This window comes from Asaia siamensis (assembly GCF_014635085.1).
GTDB classification, from domain to species: domain Bacteria; phylum Pseudomonadota; class Alphaproteobacteria; order Acetobacterales; family Acetobacteraceae; genus Asaia; species Asaia siamensis.
Genome location: NZ_BMCH01000001.1, coordinates 37,105 through 58,610, shown reverse-complemented (window position 1 = coordinate 58,610; position 21,506 = coordinate 37,105). Strand labels below are relative to the sequence as shown.

General features: G+C 55.3%; 19 protein-coding genes. 4 read left to right on the top strand and 15 right to left on the bottom strand.

What is annotated here, in order from left to right:
* Positions 1-124: 124 nt before the first annotated feature.
* The 11 genes from IEV53_RS00270 to IEV53_RS00220 all read right to left on the bottom strand — a co-directional run bounded on the left by IEV53_RS00270 (position 125) and on the right by IEV53_RS00220 (position 13,999).
* Positions 125-958, bottom strand: coding sequence for an SDR family oxidoreductase (locus IEV53_RS00270; protein ID WP_188424463.1), 834 nt, complete (start codon positions 956-958; stop codon positions 125-127).
* 205 nt (positions 959-1,163) lie between these two features.
* On the bottom strand, positions 1,164-2,438 hold the full coding sequence (locus tag IEV53_RS00265) for a methyl-accepting chemotaxis protein (RefSeq protein ID WP_188424462.1): 1,275 nt from the start codon (positions 2,436-2,438) through the stop codon (positions 1,164-1,166).
* 223 nt (positions 2,439-2,661) lie between these two features.
* Complete coding sequence (locus IEV53_RS00260) at positions 2,662-4,443, bottom strand: methyl-accepting chemotaxis protein (RefSeq protein WP_188424461.1); 1,782 nt, start codon at positions 4,441-4,443, stop codon at positions 2,662-2,664.
* Between the two features lie 206 nt (positions 4,444-4,649).
* Positions 4,650-4,883, bottom strand: coding sequence for a hypothetical protein (locus IEV53_RS00255; protein WP_188424460.1), 234 nt, complete (start codon positions 4,881-4,883; stop codon positions 4,650-4,652).
* 375 nt (positions 4,884-5,258) lie between these two features.
* Positions 5,259-5,981, bottom strand: a complete 723-nt coding sequence (flgH, locus tag IEV53_RS00250) for a flagellar basal body L-ring protein FlgH (RefSeq protein ID WP_371869819.1) — start codon at positions 5,979-5,981, stop codon at positions 5,259-5,261.
* A 32-nt stretch (positions 5,982-6,013) separates the two neighbouring features.
* Positions 6,014-7,012: a flagellar basal body P-ring formation chaperone FlgA gene (flgA, locus tag IEV53_RS00245; RefSeq protein WP_188424458.1), complete on the bottom strand. Its 999-nt coding sequence runs from the start codon at positions 7,010-7,012 to the stop codon at positions 6,014-6,016.
* 7 nt (positions 7,013-7,019) lie between these two features.
* Positions 7,020-7,805 (bottom strand): flagellar basal-body rod protein FlgG, encoded by a 786-nt coding sequence (gene flgG / locus IEV53_RS00240; protein WP_188425350.1) that lies wholly within the window; start codon positions 7,803-7,805, stop codon positions 7,020-7,022.
* A 247-nt stretch (positions 7,806-8,052) separates the two neighbouring features.
* A complete protein-coding gene (locus tag IEV53_RS00235; protein WP_229719520.1) occupies positions 8,053-9,453 on the bottom strand; it encodes a tetratricopeptide repeat-containing glycosyltransferase family protein in 1,401 nt (466 codons plus the stop codon).
* A gap of 2 nt (positions 9,454-9,455) precedes the next feature.
* Positions 9,456-10,541 carry a flagellin gene (locus tag IEV53_RS00230; RefSeq protein WP_188424457.1) on the bottom strand — a complete coding sequence of 362 codons (1,086 nt, stop codon included), beginning with the start codon at positions 10,539-10,541 and terminating at the stop codon, positions 9,456-9,458.
* Positions 10,542-10,559: 18 nt separating this feature from the next.
* Positions 10,560-12,122: a flagellar hook-associated protein FlgK gene (flgK, locus tag IEV53_RS00225; protein WP_188424456.1), complete on the bottom strand. Its 1,563-nt coding sequence runs from the start codon at positions 12,120-12,122 to the stop codon at positions 10,560-10,562.
* Between the two features lie 194 nt (positions 12,123-12,316).
* Entirely contained in the window at positions 12,317-13,999 is a 1,683-nt protein-coding gene (locus IEV53_RS00220) for a methyl-accepting chemotaxis protein (RefSeq protein WP_229719451.1), read from the bottom strand.
* Between the two features lie 675 nt (positions 14,000-14,674).
* Between IEV53_RS00220 and IEV53_RS00215 the strand changes: the two genes are divergently transcribed.
* The 4 genes from IEV53_RS00215 (at position 14,675) to IEV53_RS00200 (ending at position 19,013) form a co-directional block, all read left to right on the top strand.
* On the top strand, positions 14,675-16,417 hold the full coding sequence (locus IEV53_RS00215; protein WP_188424455.1) for a flagellar hook-basal body complex protein: 1,743 nt from the start codon (positions 14,675-14,677) through the stop codon (positions 16,415-16,417).
* A gap of 214 nt (positions 16,418-16,631) precedes the next feature.
* The gene (locus IEV53_RS00210) at positions 16,632-17,153 is read left to right on the top strand and encodes a flagellar basal body-associated FliL family protein (protein ID WP_188424454.1); all 522 of its coding nucleotides are present in this window, start codon (positions 16,632-16,634) and stop codon (positions 17,151-17,153) included.
* Positions 17,154-17,203: 50 nt separating this feature from the next.
* Positions 17,204-18,325, top strand: a complete 1,122-nt coding sequence (gene fliM / locus IEV53_RS00205) for a flagellar motor switch protein FliM (protein WP_188424453.1) — start codon at positions 17,204-17,206, stop codon at positions 18,323-18,325.
* Between the two features lie 61 nt (positions 18,326-18,386).
* Positions 18,387-19,013, top strand: coding sequence for a DUF6468 domain-containing protein (locus IEV53_RS00200; RefSeq protein ID WP_188424452.1), 627 nt, complete (start codon positions 18,387-18,389; stop codon positions 19,011-19,013).
* A gap of 7 nt (positions 19,014-19,020) precedes the next feature.
* Here the strand turns inward: IEV53_RS00200 and IEV53_RS00195 are convergent, their stop codons facing one another.
* From IEV53_RS00195 to IEV53_RS00180, 4 genes are read right to left on the bottom strand one after another with little or no spacing between them, the layout of a single operon-like run.
* Positions 19,021-19,437: a hypothetical protein gene (locus IEV53_RS00195; protein WP_229719450.1), complete on the bottom strand. Its 417-nt coding sequence runs from the start codon at positions 19,435-19,437 to the stop codon at positions 19,021-19,023.
* Between the two features lie 38 nt (positions 19,438-19,475).
* The gene (locus IEV53_RS00190; protein WP_188424450.1) at positions 19,476-19,883 is read right to left on the bottom strand and encodes a hypothetical protein; all 408 of its coding nucleotides are present in this window, start codon (positions 19,881-19,883) and stop codon (positions 19,476-19,478) included.
* On the bottom strand, positions 19,880-20,212 hold the full coding sequence (locus IEV53_RS00185; protein ID WP_188424448.1) for a rod-binding protein: 333 nt from the start codon (positions 20,210-20,212) through the stop codon (positions 19,880-19,882). Before IEV53_RS00185 ends, IEV53_RS00190 begins: the two co-directional genes overlap by 4 nt.
* Positions 20,213-20,216: 4 nt before the next feature.
* Entirely contained in the window at positions 20,217-21,350 is a 1,134-nt protein-coding gene (locus IEV53_RS00180; RefSeq protein WP_188424446.1) for a flagellar basal body P-ring protein FlgI, read from the bottom strand.
* Positions 21,351-21,506 lie beyond the last annotated feature (156 nt).

Sequence of the window (21,506 nt, the reverse complement as noted above, 5' to 3'; positions counted from 1 at the left end):
AGGACAAAACCAGACAGGGCAGCGCCGTGATCTTACCTCTTCTTCCGGGGTCATACCTAGAAGTCATGGCAAGTTCGGACAAAGAGTTACCTCGCCGTTACGTGCCCCTGTCGTCTGGCGATTGTCAGCCGGGTGATGGCAGCTTGCCGGCACGCACCGCAGCGATAACCCCGCCATCGATCAGCAGATCGCTACCGGTGATGAATCCGGCATCGGGCCCAAGAAGAAAGCTCGCCGCAATGGCGATTTCATCTGGTGGGGCCATGCGCCCTGAAGGCGAGGCAGCCACCATGGCGCGATAGATATCGCCGGTAGGCGAGGCAAGCTCGTGCGCGGCCAGAGGGGTAACGATGATGCCTGGGCTGATCGCGTTCACACGCGCACCGCGTGCCCCCCAGTGAACCGCTTCGGTCTGTACGCGCAGGATATTGGCGCGCTTGGAAACCATATAGGCCACCATCGGGTCACCCACCGCCTCTCTTTGCAGACAGGGCAACGCCAGAAGCGCGTCTGCTGGCAACAGGGCCAACTGGCGCTCATCTTCCTCCGGCAGGGGACGCATCATGTGACCGGCCATGCTGGACACGAGCAGACCAGAGCCGCCCCGCGCCATGACATGACGAAACACCTCGAATACTACTGCGGAACCGTAGAGATCGATCTCGAGAACTTTCTCGACCGGGGCCATGTTGGGTGACACGCCAGCCGTATTGACCAGTTGCATGACCGGCCCCAAAGCGAGCGCCGCCTCGGCCAGCGCCTGAACCGAGGCACGCGAGGCAACGTCGACATGCCGTGTCTCGACCGTATAGCTGGCCGCACGCAGCGTCGCCGCCGCTTCGTTCATTGTTTTATCGTTATAATCCGCCAGCAGAATGGTTTTCCCGATCCCCTGACGGCGGGCGATGGCCTGACCTATCCCTCCGGCCCCTATAACAACAATGACTTCAGAAACCATTGAAATGCCCCTTATTGAATCAGGTGTTAACGGGCAAAGCAAACCCGAACATCCATCATACCGGGGCAGCGCATCAGGATTAGCCGCTCAGTTGCATATGAACCTATGCCGGAAATTCATGAGTAGGAGTGACAACTTCTGGTCTGACGGTCGCTAAGGAGTGACGGACGCCGAACATCCCCAAAATCGGGAAAGACGAAACGGATTATCCTTCCCGGTCGTACACCTTCACAAATTCGTCGAGGGACAGGATCTTGGTATCGAGGTCATAACAGGTCGCGTTTACGTCCTCCGTCATGGCCATATTGTCGCCCGCTACTTTGTTGATTGATGAGATCGTCCGGTTGATATCATCAATATGGTCGACCTGCTTTCTGGTCGTGGAATGAATCCGGGTGATCAGACTGTCTACAGCGCTGACCTGACTGGCAATTTTCTCCAGACCGCCCTCGACGTCCTCAACCAGCTGGACTCCTCGTTTCATCGACACACTGGACTCAGTGACCAGATTGCCGATGATTTTCGCAGCCTCTGACGAACGCACCGCCAGAGACCGTATCTCGTCAGCCACCACCCCGAAGCCTTTCCCCTCCTGCCCCGCATGGGCGGCTTCAACAGCCGCGTTGAAGGAGAGAAGCCGCGTCTGAAGGCTGATATCCTGAATCACGCCAAGGCTCTCGACCATTTCCTGATAGCTCGAAACAATACCCGAAATGGCTTCGACTGTGCTCGTGACGACGAGTTTGAAGCTGTTGGCGTCTTCATTGACTTCCGCAACGAGATCTCTGGCCCGTTCTACATTCTTTGCCGTGTCAGAGACGGCAGTGTTGATCTCCTCCACGCTTGCCGCGGCCTCGACGATATCGCGCGCCTGCGCCTGGGTTCTGCCAGAGAGGGCAATGCTTCCGTCCCGGATCGTTGCTGAAACCTGGCAGACAGCATCAACATTCGACGAGATTTCCGAAATGACCTTTTTGAGATTTTCGGTCGTCTTGTGAGCCTGCTGCGCCGCGGCCTCGCTCTGCTGCCGCGCTGCCCGCACGAGAGACAATGTCGACCCGGCGCCGATATAGCGACCGTCACGGGTAATCAGAAAACCGCGATAGAGATCATTCGTGTCCCTGCTGAGAATGTTCTGCGTGAAATCAGCAATCAGCATATCATGGGGAACAATGATCGGAGCCTGCTGGATCAGCAGCCGGACGGGGCGTCTGGTATAGAGCGCACGCCCGAACCGCCCGGCCATCAGGCCGAAAAAGAACTGCCTGTCTACGAGGCCCTGGGGCCGCTGCTGCTCATCGACGATCGCAATCATCATGATGTTCGCATCACGCGAGAAGAGCTCGTGGACACTTGCCCCTACATCATGGGGCAAAAGGCTTGGGATCGTGTCTGCAATATCTTCCATGATCACAGGAATATTCTCATGAATATCCTGCAAACAGTCCTCACGGATTTCTGCGATCTCGACTGCTGCCATCAGTGAATAGCCTCTGATAATATGACATTTTTATTACACAAAGCGTAAAAAATAGGATCATCTATCTAAAAGAGACTATGCCGTTGTTGTAACCGCCTCAAGCGCTTCGGGATAAAGCGTTCATTAAATCTTCGGTCACGTACGATCGCAGGTGCTTCCAGGCAGTCGACATGCGGCGATGTGTTCTCCCCTGACCGACTATCGTGCGGTCAGGGGAAAGATGTCAGTGCTCTAGTTTGAACAAAGCGACACGTTCCCTGAGAACGGAGGCCGCCTTGTCGAGAGAGGCAATCGCTGCGGTATTTTCTTCAACCATTGCCGCGTTCTGTTGCGTCGATTTGGTCATTTCACCAACCGCGAGATTGATTTCCTGAATTGCCGAGAACTGCCCTGTGGCCGACTGAGCAATTTCAGCGACGAGCTTATCGATTTCGGAGACTTGCCCAAGGATGATACCAAGAGCACCGCCAGCCTCACGCACCAGACGCACACCATCCGTCACATAATCGCTCGAACTCGACACCATTTCCTTGACGCGGCGCGCCCCTTCGGTAGAGCGCTGGGCCAGGGTGCGCACCTCTGTTGCCACCACGGCGAACCCCCTGCCGGCATCTCCAGCACGCGCCGCCTCAATCCCTGCATTCAGTGCCAGCAGATTGGTCTGGAAAGCGATTTCATCAATGAGGCCAATAACCTGACTGATCTGGGAGAAGCTGCTCTCGATCTGGCTCATCGCGCTGACCGCCTTATGCACCATAGACCCCGATTTTTCCGCACCGGTGCGTGTTTCATCGGTCACCGTTGCCGCCTTGCGCGCACTATCTGCCGAATCACGCAACATGCTCACTACGCGCTCAATAGCCGCCGAGGATTGCTCGATACTCGCCGCCTGCTGTTCGGTGCGGCGTGACATATCGTTGGAAGCGACCGAGATTTCGCCGGTTCCTGACCCAATCGCCATGACACTCTGCTGAATCACGGCAAAAGTCTGATTGAGGCGTTCGAAAGAATCATTGAAATCCGTCTTCATGACCTGAAGACGCTGCGGTAGCTGCGCCTCGATACGATAGACAAGATTGCCATCCGACGCTGCAGCGAGCCCTTTGCGAATGGCTTCGACGGCGCGCGATTCCTCCTCCAACTCCCGGGCAACACGCTCGGCATTGGCGGCACGTTCCTTGGCAACCACTTCGCGCTCAGCAGCCTGCTCCGCCTCCAGAAGACGTGCTTTCTGCAAACCGCTCTGAATCGTGCTGAGGGCCTTGGCCATATCACCCACCTCATCGCCGCGCTCGACGCAGGGAATGGTGCCATCCAGTACCCCCTCTGCGATACCCAGCATACGATCGCGCACCAAAAGCAGGGGTGCCACAATCGTTCTCTGGCTCATGATCAGCGTCGCAATGAGAATAAGGATCTGAACGATGATCAAACCGATGACACAGTTGCGTATCGAGGCATTGGCGGCATCGGCCTGCTTTTTTGCGGCGTTCGCGACATGGGTGATTCTCTGACCGGTGATCGCGCCAATATCGATCGCCAAATGAACACCATCCTGATCAGATGCCTGCATGATCGTACGCATGTGCGGCACGTCACCCTTGTTCAGGGCGGTCAGTATTTCGTTGAGCTGACCCTCAAACCTGTCGTATCGTGTCAGGAGCGACGCCAGTATCGCCTCCAGACGAGGATCTGTCCGATTTGCCTCCGAGAACAGATCGCGGGTGCCGCGCATGTCCTTCTGGAAGCGTGTGACGACCTCTCCCACAAACGGGCTCTGAGCCTGATCGGTAAGAAGATGAGAGGCATAAAGAAGCGCATTCAACTTGTCGGAGATACGCGCAAGTATAATCGTGCCATGATCATCCTGGTTGATGAAAGCACGATAGCGGGCATCTGTCGCGATCTGGTTCTGAACCAGAAACGCAGTGCCAATGAACGTCACCAGTGTCAAAGTGATTGCAACAAGCGCAATCTTGGTCTTGAAGCGGAGAACACTGAACATGGAGGGGAGAGCCTTATCTCAAGGTGTCCTCAAATAGTCAGAGATAAAAATTAAAAAATCATCTCTGCGTCCTCGCGGCCAACGAGACCGGAAAAGGTAAATACGCTCTCCAACCCAGATACAGTGTCGTTACATTTTAGCTTATAAAAATTCGTTATTCCTCCTGCTTCGGAACATACAGAAGATCCACGTGCGGGGTTAAACCCTCAAGAAGACTTATCCTGATGGCTGGCAATCTGCTGTTTTATCCGCAAAATCAGATAGATCATCAGGCCACACATGAGCAAGAAGACCGAAATCATCGCTGCGAAGTCGCATATGGCTGCACCGAATGAAAAGTCACTCGATATAAAACCCTGATCTGACAACCACTCGCCTGTCATAGACAGGACATGAGAGAATGTCGTCTCAATCAGGCCGAGAAGTGCAAGCACGAGCATTATTTTCGCTATCATTATACCCATTCGGTCTAGTGCTTCGAAATCAGCCCGGAGCCTAGGCACCAAACGTTAAGAAAAAATTCGCCATTGCGTCCGGCATTGACCGAAATATCGGAAAAATGGCCTGTTCCTTGTCCTTGAAAATTCAGGATGAGTCATTCGACGGGAATTAATACCCCGCGAGCGAAGTGCCTCCCTCCCCATTCCTTGAAGGAAGCCGCGTGTTCTCTAACGTATCTAAAAAACTATAGGGGGATACGCGAATTTTTCGGCATGAAACATGTCTTGAAATAACGGCTTAGTCTTATCCCAAGCAGAAACCAGACCTCGATCCAAATGTTACATAACGCCTTGGTCAAGAAAACAAACCACGCCTCAAAAAGGAAGGACACTATCCATGATTTGTTGTCCGTATCGTGCAGATTGGACTTTGGTGAGTTGACCACGACCGCCATACGAGATTCGCGCTTCGGCAATGCGATCATGTGTGACGATATTGCCCTCGGTGATATCCTGCGGGCGTACGACACCACTGACCATCAACTGACGCAATTCACCATTCACGCGCACCTCCTGCCTGGCGACGATCACGAAATTACCGTTAGGAAGTACCTGGGTAATCGTTCCTGCAAGGGCAAGCGTGACGATCTCGTTGCGGCGTATAACACCGCTTCCGGTATTCGCGCTCGCACTGCTTGTATCGAGCGCGCTCGAACTTGATAGTATTTTTCCTTGGGCACCGAAGAAGCTCGGTATTCCAAATGTCTGCGAGCCACTCCCAGCAACCGTCGTATTGTCGTTGACTGCGGCGTTATCCGAAATATTGACATTGATCGTGATGAGATCGCCGACCTGCGAGGCGCGCTGGTCCTTGAAGAAGGCTCTGCTTCCCGGACGCCACAAGCTGCCGACTTCCGTCGGCGGCGGCTGAAGAGGAGGCATAGGCATAGTGATGGGTCGGTAATCGGGAGCCTGAGTCGGGTCAGACGTCTGTGTCATCCGTGGTGGATGACCCATTTCCGTCAGATCCGCAAGCGAGGTACAGGCACTCAATGACGTCAGCAAGGCCAGAGAACCGATCAGAAAAGGACGCTTCATCATCGTGGCCTTTAAAGTAGATCGAGAGCAGATCATGGCATGGTACTACGCGTCGACATAGCCAGACGTCTTGCCGTATTGGGGTCGGAAGGAACCGGATGGCTGCTGAGTTCTACCGCGATATTGGATCCATCCGTCACCCGACCGCTCACGATCATGCCGCTGGCCTCGTTCAGCGCCCTGACCTGTTGCCTGATACCAGCATCTTCCATCGCGCGCCCTGCAATAGTGAGCCTCAGCCCCGGAGCCTCATAGGTTATCATCACCGGATCGCCTTTATGCATGACGACCGTGCGCTGAAGATCCTGCGCTAGGACAGCAGCCCCCGCCACAACGCCACGGCTGACACTCAACCCATCGATTTCGCTCTCATTGACGACAGCCTTGGCAGGAAGATGGCCCGAATAGGAATCGTCTATCCGCACATCTGCGGCACTGATCACGCTGCCAGCCGGAAGCGCACGCGTGTAAACTAGAACACGCTGAGTCGCATGAATAATGCCCGTCAGCATGAAGGAATCGGAAGCCAGATCGCCGGTTGGATGAGCGCGATAGACAGTCGACGAAAACCAGCCGCTGCGCTGATCCCATTTGACATCGGAAAGAACAACCGGCTCAGGCTCATCGGTCGAAACGGTCAGCGGATGAAAATCGCGAAGGGCAATGGAAATAGGCCCTTCACCAAGTTCGGGCAGATTTTTCCGGATCAAGGCATCGAAATAGGCTTCATCCAGAATACGACCAGCCCGCATTATCGTTATGGAGGCGGAAGCTGATTGATCTTCCCATTCGACGCCGTATTGATCGGCAATGGCAATCAATTGCTGTCCGCTGACTTCGATCGTCCCTCCAGGCGCAGGCCCCGGCCCAAGAATACGATCCTGCCCCTGCTCCAGCCCCGAGAAGATATCGGAAAGACGCACGCTGTCAGAAGAGACCGTCGTGGCGTGGCGCAAGGTCGCTGCACCTGCTGGTAGCAAACTGACTACCAGTGCAAGCGCGGTCGAAAGAGCCGGAAGGAGCCAGCGCATAAGGACATTACCGTAGATTGGTGAGCGTCTGAAGCATCTCGTTGGAAGCTGTAATGACCTTGCTGTTCATCTCATAAGCACGCTGGGCCGTAATCAGCGACGTGATTTCAGTCACGACGTTTACAGAAGATTCCTCAACAAATCCTTGACGCACGGAGCCATATCCCTCGCTTTGCGGCGTGCTGAGATTGGCCGTGCCTGAAGAGGTCGTCTCGGTAAAGAGATTCTGCCCCATGGCAGCGAGACCATTTTCGTTCTGGAATGTTGCCAGCTGCAGCTGCCCAGCCACCTGGGCCGTGGTCTGGCCGGAGAGCGTATACTGAACCTGGCCGGACTGATCGATCGTTATGTTTTCCGCATTATTCGGCACCGAGATGTTCGGTGAAAGCGGGTAGCCATCGGCCGAGACGATGGTGCCGTCCTGCGAAAGGGAGAAAGTGCCGTCGCGGGTGTAAGCATACTCGCCGGAAGGGAGGGTTACGCGAAAATAACCACGTCCCTCGATTGCCAGATCGAGCGAATTGCCCGTCTGCTCCAGCGTACCCTGCTCATTGATACGGTAAATGCCTGCCGTGCGAACGCCAAGACCGACCTGCGCCCCTGCAGGCACAAGGTCACCGGTATCCGAACTCATTGTCCCGGCGCGACGAAGATCCTGATAGATAAGATCCTGAAATTCTGCACGACGGCGCTTGTACCCGGTGGTCGTCATATTGGCGATATTATTGGAGATCGTCTCGACATTCGTCGTCTGGGCCTGCATGCCCGTATTCGCAATATCAAGCGATCGCATCATTTTAAGACGTGCTCCTGATGCTCAAAATCAAAGCATCTCTTTTTGAATGGTGTAATAGCGCGGAAATCACTGCAGATCGCGAGCGCGTTCTGCATCGTGTAAAATAGCAGTAGCGATAATTCCTTTTGGAAGCGTAAATCGGCTGGAGGCTTTGTCATCGCCTCGTATGATCACGGACCGGTTACAGCCTACAACGTTCCGTTGCGCAATGCGAGCATCGTATCGGGAACTTTTCCAGATTTTTTCAAACAGCTTCTGTTTGGCGCTCTGTGTGCTGCTGGCAGAACATAGCCAGGGCTTCCTTCATTGCAAGAACCGGTCCGCTCCAGTCGAGCGGAACGTTCTGCTGGAAGATCCTCACCGAATCATACCAAGGTGACCCTATACGCCCCGAGAGCCATCGCCAGCACTGATCATAGCGAGAAAGAAGCCAAGTCGGCTTGCCGAGCGCAGCAGCGACGTGGCAGGTCGACGTATCGACGGCAATCACCAGATCCAGCTCTCCGACCAGCGCCGCAGTATCGCTGAAATCATGCAGGAAGCTTGTATGATCGATCAGGCGCATGCCAGCAGGCGGAACACTCGCCTGGAATGCCTTTTCGCCGATCTGAAGGCTATAGAAAGCGACGCCCGGTATCGCTGCCAAAGGCCCGAAGGTCGACAGATCGGTCGAACGTCTTCCGTCAGCCAGAAAGGCCGCCTGTATCTCCGGATGAGGCGCTCCAGCCCAGACGAGCCCCACGCGCAAAAACTTGCCGTCACCCTGCTTCATATCGTCAGCGAGCTTCTGCTTCCAGAATACCCGCTTGACTGGGTCGAGAACGAGATAGCCCTGGGCAAGGGGGATTGTCTCGAGTGTCGTCCCCAGAGCCATGGGAAGACTGAGCACAGGACACTCAAGATCATGGGCCGGCATCGCGTCGTCTTCGCTCGAAACCACGTGATCCGGAAAGGAATCCTGGAGAAGCGATACCAATGCCGGCCGTACCCGCAGGATTACACGCCCCACGCGCTGGGCCGCCTGGTCGGCAAATCGCGAAAACTGGATTACGTCACCAAATCCACCCTCGGTGGAGATCAGCAAGGTTTGCCCGGGCGCCACTGACCCGGTCCAGCGAGGTCTCTTCAGATCAAAGCTCAGGTAATCCTGTGCGGTCCATCGATGCTCATATTCCCTGAAACCTTCCAGATACTGACCGCTCTGCAACAGAGATACGGCAAGATTGGTGCGGCTATAGGCATTTTCGGGCGCAGCGGCGATTGCAAGACGATGAAACTGCAACGCCAGCGCGTGATCTCCCCGGTGATCAAGGGCAACACCCATATTGCTCAGCGCCAGAGCATGGGTTGAGTGAAGCTGGATGCTGTTACGGTAGCAAGCAATCGCGTTCTCATACTGGCTGAGATGCAGAAAGCTGTTACCCAGATTCGACCAGCCATCTGCAAGAGCCGGATCGTTTTGAACCGCTCGTATCAGAAAGACCATCGCCTCGTTGAAACGGTTCAGGAGATTCAGAAGACCACCATAATTGCACAGGGTTTTCGAATCGCTGGGATCGACCTTTAACCGTGCTTCATAAGCGTGCCGTGCTTCGTCCAGACGACCGGCTAGTTGCAGGGACTCAGCGCTTCCTTCCGGATGCACGATCAAAGGTAATCCGCCAGCGTCATGCCCTTCATGTTCGAAATGAGTATATAAGAGGCGTTGAGGCTCGTTTTGATATTCGATGCGTTCGTCGCAACGGTCGCCATATCGGCATTGCGCGCGTTACCAAGCTGTGTCTCAAGCATGGTATTGACCCCATTCAGCAACGTCGTCTGGGCTGTCAGGCTGTTTTGCGTACCGCCAACGGCGCCTTCCTGCTCGGTCAATTGGCTGATGGTCGTGCCAAGTGACGTATAAATCTGTTTGGCAAGATCCGAAAACCCAGGCGTCTCGGACGACATTCCATTCATGGCAGACACCGCCATAAGGTCACGCATGAGATCGCGTATGGGCGAGCCGGTCGAGGTGGAAGACGCAGCCGAAGTTGTCGACGCTTGCGTGGCGACAATCCCGATAGACGTCGAGCTGTTTGTGCCAGTCATGATGGAACGCTGTCCGCTCACAGCCTGAGAAGCCGAAACAGAAAGTGCAGAAGAGAAAACCGAGACTGAGGGATCGTTTGAAGCCGCCAGGCCAGTAATCTGCGTGAGGACGCTGCTCGCCCCTGTGCTGGACACCGATTTGACGCTGGCAGCAATCTGCTGAGCCAGGGACGTATCAGAAAGCGCCGTCTGCCCTTTCACGGGCGAAGTCGTCGAATCGGTGCCAGCAAACACGTAATTGGTGCCATCGCTCGTGTTCAAAAGCGTCTTCATGCTCGCCAGCGCAGCTTGCGCTGCAGCCGACGCCGCAGCAACCTGACTCGTGGTCGCTGTACCCGAAACCCCGAGCAGGTTCGTCGACAGGGTCTGAGCTTGGGAGACCAGCTGGTTCAGCGACGTGGCGGTCACAGAGAGCGTTGTCTGCGCATTCGAGATGTTCGACTGCCAGGACTGCACCTGGGTGATCTTGGGCGTGAGGTCCAGAACTGTGGCCCGGGACGAGCCAAGATCGGCATAGGTCGCCGCGACGATCCCGGTGCTGCTCTGCCAGGTCGCCGTTTCCTGCTGCGCGGTCAACTCCTTCACACCCGCTTCGAGAATGAGCGAGAGAGCGGACCCACCATATTGATTAATCGCGTTGCTCATCGCTCGCTCCGGGAGAAATTACTGAATCGCGCTCAGAAGCGCATTGAACATGGTCTGCACAGTCGAGATGACCTTTGCATTGGCCGTGTAAGCGTTCTGAAGCGCTACGGTCTTGGCCATCTCGTCATTGACATTCACCCCGGACACGTCGGCAACCTTTGTCTGGAGCAGGGTCAGCACAGCGGAACTCGAGGTCACTCCCGAACTTGCGGCAGCGATCGTCGCGCCCTGATTAGACGTCAGCGCCGTGGAAAGTGCCAGCAATCCCTGCCCACCGGTATACCCCGTAGAGAGCATGCCATTCGCACCCAAACCCGACGATGGCGCCGAAAGTGCTCCGCTCACATCGTCGGGGTCTGAGCCGAACCCGACTGAAAGCACATTGCTGATGACACTCGTATCGCCCGAATTGGTCGTGCCGTCACTATTGGTCGTGGTTGTCAGAAGCGACGGAGTGGCCTTGTATGTGGCGCTTACGCTCAGGCTCGATGACAGACCGACGATCCCGTCAGGGACGGGCTTCGTGAAATCGGACGACTGCAGATTGCTCGACCCGCCCGCACTGGTCGTGAAAAGAGAGAGCCCGGCACTGCTGAAACGATTCATGACTGTGTACGATAACGAGTCGAGCTGCGCTTGCATCTGCGGATAAACGGTATCGCGCAGTGCAATATTGGCGCCGAGATTACCTCCCGTCAGACTTCCCGTAATATCCTGCCCCGCAAGAGTGATCGCCGGAATAGATGTATTGCTGTCCTGAGGGCTATAGTAGGAGCTGCTGGAGAGCGTGACACTGGATGTCGTCAGAGGCCAAGTTTCACTTGGCAGGGTCTGTGTGCTGTTATCAAGCCCCATCTGATCGGGCCGCGTCGGCAACTGGGTGCCATTCGCTGTGCGCACAACCATGTCGCCATTGCTGCTGGTGGTGAAAGAGACATCCAGACTGCTGGACAGATCTGCCATCACGCCCAGACGCTGATTCTCAAGGTCAGCCGTATTCTGCCCCAACCCCTTGAATTTCATGATCTGCTGGGAAAGTGCGCCGATCTGCGTCAGATCCGAATTGACAGACGAGACGGTTGAAACAACGCTATCCGCAGCGCCCTGCCGCTGTGTGGCATAGGTCGATGCGAGAGTGTGAATCGTGTCCGTCAAAGCGGATGCCTTGTTCACCACCGCAGTCTGCGACGCACTTTGCGACGGCGTAGACGTGAGCGAGATCAGGGCGCTCTGCAAATTGCCGAGTTGATCAGTGAGCGTCGCGGTGCTGCCCGAATCAGCCGACGTCGATCCCTGCACCGCAGAGAGCGCCGCCAGTGAGTTGCTCATCGTCGTATAGGAAGACGACGCTGCATTCTGTCGATAGAGCGACGATTGAAGAGCCTGGTTGATTGAGAGCTGAGTGCCGCCCAGCCGCACTCCGGCTCCGATCCCACCCGCAACGGAGGAGAGGGTCGCAACCGTCTCTTTCACATAACCGGTCGTGCTGGCGTTGGCGACATTATTGGCCGTGACGGCGTATTGCGCCTCGATAACGTTCAGGCTGCCAGACGCTATGGAGAGAGAAGCCAGCAGGTTCATCTTTATCCGTTCCGCATGAAAATACGACCGCGCACGGCCAGATCGACTGGTAGGCCTGCCTTACCGAACAGGATGAAGCAGGCTTACCGATCGGCTCTAATGTGAAATGGTTTCGGAAAGGTTTCGCTGGCGGCCCCCTTCGGGAGAGTCGTACCCTCCTTTTTCAGGCCACCATGCGGCAGGGCGTCACGCCTTTAATGCAATGACAGCTCGGCGGACATCAGTTCATTGGAGAGAGTGAATTCCCCTACGAGCCCCCTGAGACGCCCGGCTTCGCCTTCAAGGCTGTTCGCAGCCGCCGTTGCCTCTTCCACCATCGCCGCATTCTGCTGTGTCACACGGTCCAACTGGCCGACTGCCTCATTGACCCGGCCCAGACCCTCGGCCTGCTCGACCGAGCCATGAGCAATCTCGGAGAGAACCGTATCGATATCGGAAATCTGCCCGACGATGCCGGATAATGCGCTTCCGGCATCGACAATCAACTGAGCGCCCCGATCTGAATGCGCCGTCCCTTCAGCAATCAGTACACGGATCTCCTTCGAGGCCTTTGCGGAGCGCTCAGCCAACGCACGCACTTCAGTTGCAACGACGGAAAACCCGCGACCAGCCTCACCGGCACGGGCTGCCTCGACAGCCGCATTGAGAGCGAGAAGATTGGTTTGAAAAGCGATCTGCTCGATCATGCCCGTAATCTGCGAGATCGCCTTGGAACCCTCTTTCATCTTCTCCATTGCCGCTACGGCTTCATTAACGACATCATGGGCCTTGAGCGCATCGACCCGGGCCATTGATGCAGAGTGAGCGGCATTTTTGGCACTTCCTGCGCTGCGAGCGACACGCGCCGTAATGTCATCTAGAGTCGCCGCTGTACGCTCGAGGTTGCCCGCCTGCAATTCCGTGCGCTGAGCCAGGTCATTGGAAGCGACAACAATCTCGTTGGCGCCATTCGCCACGGTCCCGACTGCCGCCCAGACCCCGCCGAGCGTCACATCCAGCCTGGCGATAGCCCGATTGAAATCCTCACGCAGCTTCTCATAGGTCGGGTCGATACCGCCATTCATCCTGAAGCTCAGGATATTGTCGGCCAGCTTCGCCAACCCTCTCCCTATACTGTCGATTGCCTGAACACGCCCTGTAATAACGGTGGCATATTTAACCACTTTGACGACGTGACCATACATGTCGAAAATCGGATTATAAGAGGCCTGCAGCCAGACATGATTACCGTTCTTATCCAGCCGTTTGCATTCGAGGGGAACGTAGCCCCCTTCACGGAGTTTGTCCCAGAACGCCGCGTAGTCAGCGCTTAGCGCAATGGGCGGATCTATGAAGATTCTATGATTCTTTCCGACGATTTCTTCGAGCGTATAAGACATCGCCTCAAGAAAATTTTCGTTCGCCGTCAAAATTGTGCCATCCGGCAGAAATTCTATTACCGCCTGTGCGCGCGAAATGGCGTCGAGCTTGCCCTTTGTGTCGGCACGCAACATAGCGGCCTCTGTCACCACAGCCGCAACCTTGACGATTTTATACACTCTTCCAGTTATGTCGCGCACCGGGTTATAACTCGCCTGTAGCAACACTTCGTTACCATTTTTGGTAAGCCTAATGCATTCCTGGGAGTAAGCCTCTCCAGACGAGAGCTTGACCCAGAAATCGGCGTATTCGCGTGTGATCCTGAATTTTTCATCGACAAAAAGCGAATGGTGCCGCCCAACGATCTCGTCCAGCCTATAACCCATAGCCGCACAAAAATTCTCGTTGGCGTCAAGAATCTGGCCCTTGAGATCGAATTCGATAAAGGCGAGCGCACGCTCCAGCGCTCCAAGTTTTGCCTTGGAATCCGCCCAGCCACCAGGCCACGACTTCAGCATCTGCTTTATTCTCCAAATTCCAGTGTTCAGATCCGCGATCTGCCTGGCACTTTAAGTTTTGCATAAGCGGGACAAGCCGAAAAAAGATCCCACTCTTGAACATTTTCATTTTGTAAGGAAAACAAAAAAAACCAAGGAAAATCGCGCCTTCAGGCGGTGCCAGCAAGCGAAATACCCCCGGCTGGATGAAGACCAAACGTTCCATCCTCGCCATTCACCACGCGATGACGATACCGACAATCGAACGCCCACTCGCCTTAACGAAGGCTCAGAGCGTCAATCCCCTCAAGTCAATCGCAATCTCATGTGAAGCCAATACTAATTAACAGAAAGTTTTCATAAGTCTATTTTTTAAAAGTTAGAAAAAAAAGATTGTAGTAATTTAACGTTATATTAGCGCCTCTCTACGGACCCGGTTGACCAGAGGCGCGCGCGCCACAACGTAACAACGCTTGCTTTTCCCTCCATGCGTGCTACCCATAGGTCTCGCCAGGCTTCATGTCGCATAGGGAACGTTAATCAGCTCTTTGGTGAAGAGACTGACTACCATCCTGACCCACGTGCGGGCGGGCATTTTATAAGTGATAACCCTTCATTTCATCTTCGGATGTTTCGCGATTTTTATCCCCTTCGGGTAGGCGGAGCACCCTGCGGCGCACCAGTCGAGGATACCAGATGTCAGTTTTCAACGCCCTTACGACCGCTGTCAGTGGCATTAACGCGCAATCGACAGCCTTCACCAATTTGAGCAACAACATCGCGAACAGCCAGACCGTCGGTTACAAGGCTGATACAACCTCATTCCAGAATTTTGTCGCCGGTTCCCTGATTGGCAGCACAGCGTCGGCAGATATTTCAGATTCCGTCTCGGCAGTGACGGTGCAGCACGTCGACAATCAGGGCACCCCGACGAGCACAAGCAACAGTCTTGCTTCAGCCATATCCGGCAATGGCCTGTTTGTTGTATCGAAGCCGACTGGCATCAGCAATACCAGCACAACACAGTTCCAGAACCGCAGCTATTTTACACGAAATGGGGAATTTTCCCAAAATAACCAGGGTTATCTGGTCAATACAAGCGGGTACTACCTCAACGGCTACATGGTCGACCCCACAACAGGGCAGCTGGGTACGACACTCAGTCCTATCAACGTCGATAATATCAGCTATCGCCCCCCCCAGACAAACACGATCAGCCTGACGGCCACGGTTGGCACCATGCCAGCAGATGCCTCGAAATATACCGCGTCAGATGCGCAAACATACACGACGGCGCCCGTGACGGTGTATGATACCAACGCGACAGAGCATCATGTTGCCCTAACCTGGCAACAGAGCACGACCAATCCCTTGGTCTGGACCGCGAGCGCCTATGATGCCGATGGCACAGGCGATATCGACCAAGCCAGCAACACCTATAATGTCACGTTCAACAGCAACGGCACGCTGGCCAGCGTTACGAACTCGAGCGGAGCCACTGTCGGCTCGACCACGAGCGGCGCTGCCGTTACCCTGCCAATCACAGCATCCTATGGGACCAACACTACCCAGACGATGAATCTCTCTCTTGGGACCATCGGCGGGACCAGTGGCACCATTATGGCGGCCTCGACTGGCACAGCGAGCAAAAGCGCCATAACGAGCCTGACCCTCAACACGACCAATCAGACCGCAACCGAGAACAGCGCCCAGATCGGCACGACGACAGGCTCGAACCAGAGCTACATGACGTCGCCGGTGGCTATACCTACGACAGCTGGATCAGCCTCATCCACCATCCCTGTTTCGGTGCTGTGGTCGCAAACTTCTGCCTCTCCGCCTACTTGGAATGTCTCGGCTGTAAATGCCTCAACCGGTGAAGTCCTGAGCGGCGTCAGCTCTGTCACTTTCAACGCCCAAGGCGTAGCGACATCGACTCCCGTCCCCACCTCTTTGTCGATCACGGGCTCGGACTACACCATCACGCTCCCTTCTCTGACAAATGGCAGTAATCCCCTGCTTTCCACTTCCAGCACGCTTGGATTGGATACGACCGCCCTCACCTCCGATAGCGTCAATTCGGGTAGCTACGAAGGTGTTCAGATCCAGAGCGATGGATCGGTCATGGCACAATTCGGCAATGGCGCATCGCAGCTCGTCGGTAAGATCGCCCTCGCCAATTTCGCCAACGTCAATGGCCTGAATGCCGTTGACGGCCAAGCCTACACGGCAACCACGGCCTCCGGGAATCCAACAATCGGTGTCGTTGGCGAAAACGGTACGGGCACTTTGTCGGTCGGCTATACGGAATCTTCAACGACAAACCTGACGAGCGATCTGTCAGCGCTTATCGTTGCGCAGGAAGCCTATTCCGCCAATACGAAGGTCGTTACCACAGCTGACACGCTGTTGCAGACCACAATCGCCATGAAGCAATAATCCGACCAGCAAAACAACTTACGCAAGCCGGCTCTCTAGGAGAGTCGGCTGCATTGACAAGATGTTAATCCGGGCGGTCTAGTTTGCCTTGTGGCAGATATCAACCTGATATTCCCAATGCAAAAATGTCTCCATCTCACTGGAAAAACTCCCAGATTTTCCTGCTGCCAGAGTTTATTCTTCCTTCGGCAAACTTTTTTCGAGCTTCTATCCCATGAGTGAATCCCAATTCGATGACGCCCTCGACATCAATCCTGTCGACGACGACCGACTGGGTAAGGTTGCCCACCCGAAAAAAAGACGGTTTGCAATTATTGCAGGAATTCTAGCCATCGGCCTTCTGGGGGGCAGCACCTATCTGGGTATCCAGAAAGGGTGGATCTTTGGACAGAACAAATCTGCGAGCTCAACGACGGCTTCCACTGCCCCGCAGCATACGACTTTTCTGACAATACCTGCGGTTATTTCGAGCCTCGACAACGGTGACAGCCGCCCTGTTTATGTAAAAATGGCGACGAAACTGGAAATCGAAGGCAAAGAGAGTGAAGCGTCGTTAAAGCGCTTCATCCCGGAAATCCAGGATATCTTCCAAACCTATCTGCACGAAACCCGCCCTCAGGAAATTCGGGGAAATGGCATATACCGTCTACGTGAAACTCTGCTGCGTCGCCTGAGAGTTCAGGTCGCCCCCCTCAAGGTCACCAATTTCTATATCACCGAGTTTTTGATCCAGTAGGCGTATCTAGGCCGAGGTATTTTGGACTTCTATTTGGGCAGAGTCACATAATGAATAAAGAAAACGCGCCTTTTTCCAGAGAGAACGGGGATTTTGATCGGGAATTTCTTAGTTCCGAACATGACGATGCCCAGAATGACGAGGCGTTTGCAACGGGCGATACCCTTCACGAAATGCTCGATCAGTCCGAGATCGACAATCTTCTGGGTGGCGCCTTCAGTGATCTGCCGGAACGTCATGAATCGGGTATGGAGCGCATCATCAGGGCGGGATTTGTCGCCTATGAGCGCATGCCCATGCTCGAAATCGTTCTGGATCGGCTTGTACGCCTTCTGACAACGGGCCTGCGCAATTTCACGAATGACAACGTCGAAATAACCATGGAGTACACGCGCTCCATGTGCTTCGGCGACTACGTGAACAGTGTTCCGTCTTCTTCCCTATTTGCCGTATTCAAGGCGGTGCAATGGGAGAATTTCGGCCTTGTCGTCATCGATTCGGCCTTGGCTTACTCGATCATCGATATCCTCATGGGCGGGCAGCGTGGCAGGGGCCATTCGGGGATCGAGGGGCGCCCGCATACCGCCATAGAGCGTGCGCTGATTGAAAAGCTGGTTTCTCTCGCCCTGAAAGAGCTTTCCGTTGCTTTCAGCCCTGTATGCGAGGTCGAGCTGATCTTCGAGCGACTGGAGGTCAGTTCCCGCTTCGCTGCCATCGCTCGCGCATCAAATGCGGTGGTCACATCGAAGATGCATATCGATATGGAAGACAGAACCGGGAACATGGATCTCGTCATTCCCTATGCAACGCTTGAACCGGTACGCGATCTCCTCTCCCAACAATTCATGGGCGAGCGTTTCGGTCGTGACTCCGTATGGGAAGATCATCTGATTTCCGAGATCATGGAAACAGATGCGGAAGTCCTCGCTGTTCTGGAAGAGCAGTCGATTTCCCTTGCTCAGCTTCTCGACATGAAGCCCGGCATGCAGATCCTTTTCCCGCAAAAGGCCAAGGGCTCGTTTCCTGTAACCCTGCAATGCAACCAGACCTCCCTGTTCGAGGGGCATCTCGGCCAGATAAGCGGAAGAGCCGCAGTGAAGATCGATCAAAGACTGGTTCCGGATGACAGCCCGCATACCCACAGCCCAAGCGAGCCAACTCCCTATGATTGAAGGGCAGAAAAGTGCATCATGCCGCCCGTTTCAGGGCCGATCGTAAGAAGGATGACCCACCATGCTGGCGCAGGCACAAATATTCATAGAGATCGCTCTCTCTGCCCTTCTCTTGCTGGGCATCGCTTTCAATTTCCATATCAGCAAAAGTCTCTCATCGCTGAAGAATGACCGGGCCAGCCTGCTCAAGCTTATCGAAAAACTTGAGACGAGCATCAAAAATGCTCATGACGGGGTAGAAAAACTACGTGTTGCGGGACAAGTGAGCGGACGCCCTCTGACGCGCACCATCGAACAGGCAAAAATCGTCAGCTCCGAGCTCGACACGCTGGTTGATCGCGCCGACTCAAAGGCTGAGAAACTGACCGAACTGACGGGAAAAGCCTCGACACGCGAGCAGGCGCTCGGAAAACTTCTCGACGATGCGGCAGATCTGAAGCTCGACATTCTTCGCAAGATCGAATCGCCGCTTATCGACGAACCGACCGACGATGCAGAGTCCGCTTCATTTTCCGCCGAGATAGAGGAGCCCTCACCCGGGATTTCTGCAGCTGCGGAGCCTTCTGCGCCATCCAAGTCAAATCCGACCGATGAAACTAAGCGCAAGCCTTCAGCTCAAGAGATCAGGCCTCTAAACAAGCCGAAACAACGGTTCGAGAATACCTTCCTTGGAGGACCGACCCGCTAGGAGATCCTTACCAATAGGCTCCGCTGACATAACGGGGCTGAGTCGCACCAGGATCGGCCCTGTGCGACCAGGCGCTCCAATCCCATAAGGCTGTGTCGCGTCTGTTTTCCGCCGACATTTCCGGGATAGGCGGAACATTCCTGATCGGTTTGTGGCGTCCCTTCACTACTTTCGTCGAGTTTATCAAATAGGCATAGGCGACGTCGGTTCCCATATATACGCAGCCGCACCCAATAGGGTCTGCATAAAGATAGACCAGCCCCGAAGGTGACTCACGATACGTCATCACGCCCGGCGGCAACGTATTCATCATCGCGTAACGCGCCGTCGTGTCCGCAGGATGCGCAATGAACCCGGCCTCGGCAATACGCCGCCCCATATCGAGATAGGGCTTTGCCGGCGACTGGCAGGCGGTAAGGATCATCAGGGACACCCCTGCAACCAGGGAGCGCGTCAGCCGACTCATATATCGCTCTGGAGGGTGAGCCCCCCTCCCTGCGAAGAAGTCGTCGCATAACGCCCGGTGGCGCCGTAACCCTTTGCCTCTTCGTCATCGGCATTACTGAAGATCAACTGAATGAACTGCGTCTGGGCCTCTACGGAAGACTCAAGCAAAGTCTGGTTCTCGTTGATCAGTTGACCGAACTCGGCAATGGACGCGTCAAGCTGTTTCCTGTCTCCCCCTGCCTCTGCAAAGCGCAGCAGGGCCGCGTCCAAGGCGTCGATATTCCGGGCTTTCTCTGCCAGAAGCGCCGCAACTGCCTCAGGCCTGCCCGCCTTCAATGCAGCATTCTCAGCTTCAAGCGTCCCCTTCAGTTTCGCGACGGCACGCAACGACCGAATGGCTTCCTTCTCTGGATCGGCACTCATGAGGATGCCTTCTCCTGCATCGCAAGTATCTGACGATAGACGCTGTCAGCAATGCCGACACCGCCCCCTTTGGCGATCTCCTTGCCCATCTCAAGCACCTGCAGCGAGCGATACTGCTTTTCTGCAGCGCCACCGCCAAATACGCTGTCAGACGTATCGGCCGTGTCGAACATCGGCTGGAGCAATTCCCCCAGGGTGACACCTTCGAAGGAGACGGCGGTTTCACGTGCCTTGTCCAGGCGCGCCTGATCGGCGGCCTGTCGCGCGGCATTCTGGGCAATATCGCGACTGGATGAGGCAGCGCCGAGTGCCGAAACTGAAACGCTCATAATTCTATCGAACCTCCAGATCCGCCTGCAACGCGCCATCGGCCTTGATTGCCTGCAGAATGCTGATCATATCACGTGGCCCCATACCCAGCGCATTAAGCCCGGAAACGAGACTTGCGAGGGTTGGTCCCTCGCGCAGAATACCCAGGCGGTGAGAACTGTCTGTGCTCGCGTCGATCTGGGTTCGCGGCACGATGGCTGTCGTCCCGTTCGAGAAAGGAGCAGGCTGTGCGATGAGCGGCGTCTCAGTGACCTGAATCGTCAGATTGCCCTGGGCAATCGCTACCGTACTGATCCGCACATTGTCTCCCATCACGATCGTTCCGCTTGCTTCGTCCACAATGACTTTCGCCATGGTGTCCGGTTCGACCATCAGATCGCCTATGCGATAGAGCAGAGAGGGCGCATCACGCCCTGCCATATTGACGGCGATCGTACGCGGATCATCCATGCGTGCCATGCCGCGTCCGATCGAGCGGTTGATGGCGTTGACGATCCGGTTCGCTGTGGTGAAGTTCGGATTACGCAATGACAGGTGGATGATGCCACCATTGCCCAGCACAACCGGCACTTCGCGTTCCACCACGGCGCCATTGGCGATATGTCCGGTCGTCGGAATATTGCGGGTCGCGGAAGCTGCAGCCCCACCAACCGCAAAGGCGTTGGTCACCAGCGATCCCTGTGCAACGGCATAGACCTCACCATCGGCGGCCTGAAGGGGCGTCACCAGCAACGTGCCGCCTGCAAGATCGCGGGAATCACCCACGGCCGATACGGTCACGTCGATACGCCCGCCTCCATGCGAAAAAGGAGGGAGCGTTGCTGTGACCATGACCGCGGCCACGTCATGCGTCTGAAGCTGCACCTCACGATCACGGATATTCACGCCCAGACGGTTGAGCATGCTGATCAGTGTTTCACGGGTGAAAATGGTATTTGTCAGACGGTCGCCTGTTCCTCTGAGGCCAACCACAAGGCCATAACCGACCAGTTGGTTGTCCCGGACGCCTTCGTAATCGACAATATCTTTTACACGCACCGATGTTGCGCATGAGGCCGGTGCGTAACCCAATACGGGCACTGCCACTGCAAGAAACAGCGCAAATCCGAGCCAGCGCTTAGCCAAAATGACCCCCATCCATATTATCTCTTGAAATTGGCACCGTCTGGACGGGCACCCGGACGATAATGCTGCTTATGACAATTAATTCTATACAATTGGATAATGTGCAGCGCCTCGGTGCAATGCGCTTCCTTGCCGCGTGTTGGCGGAACCTACGATACGTGTTTGCAA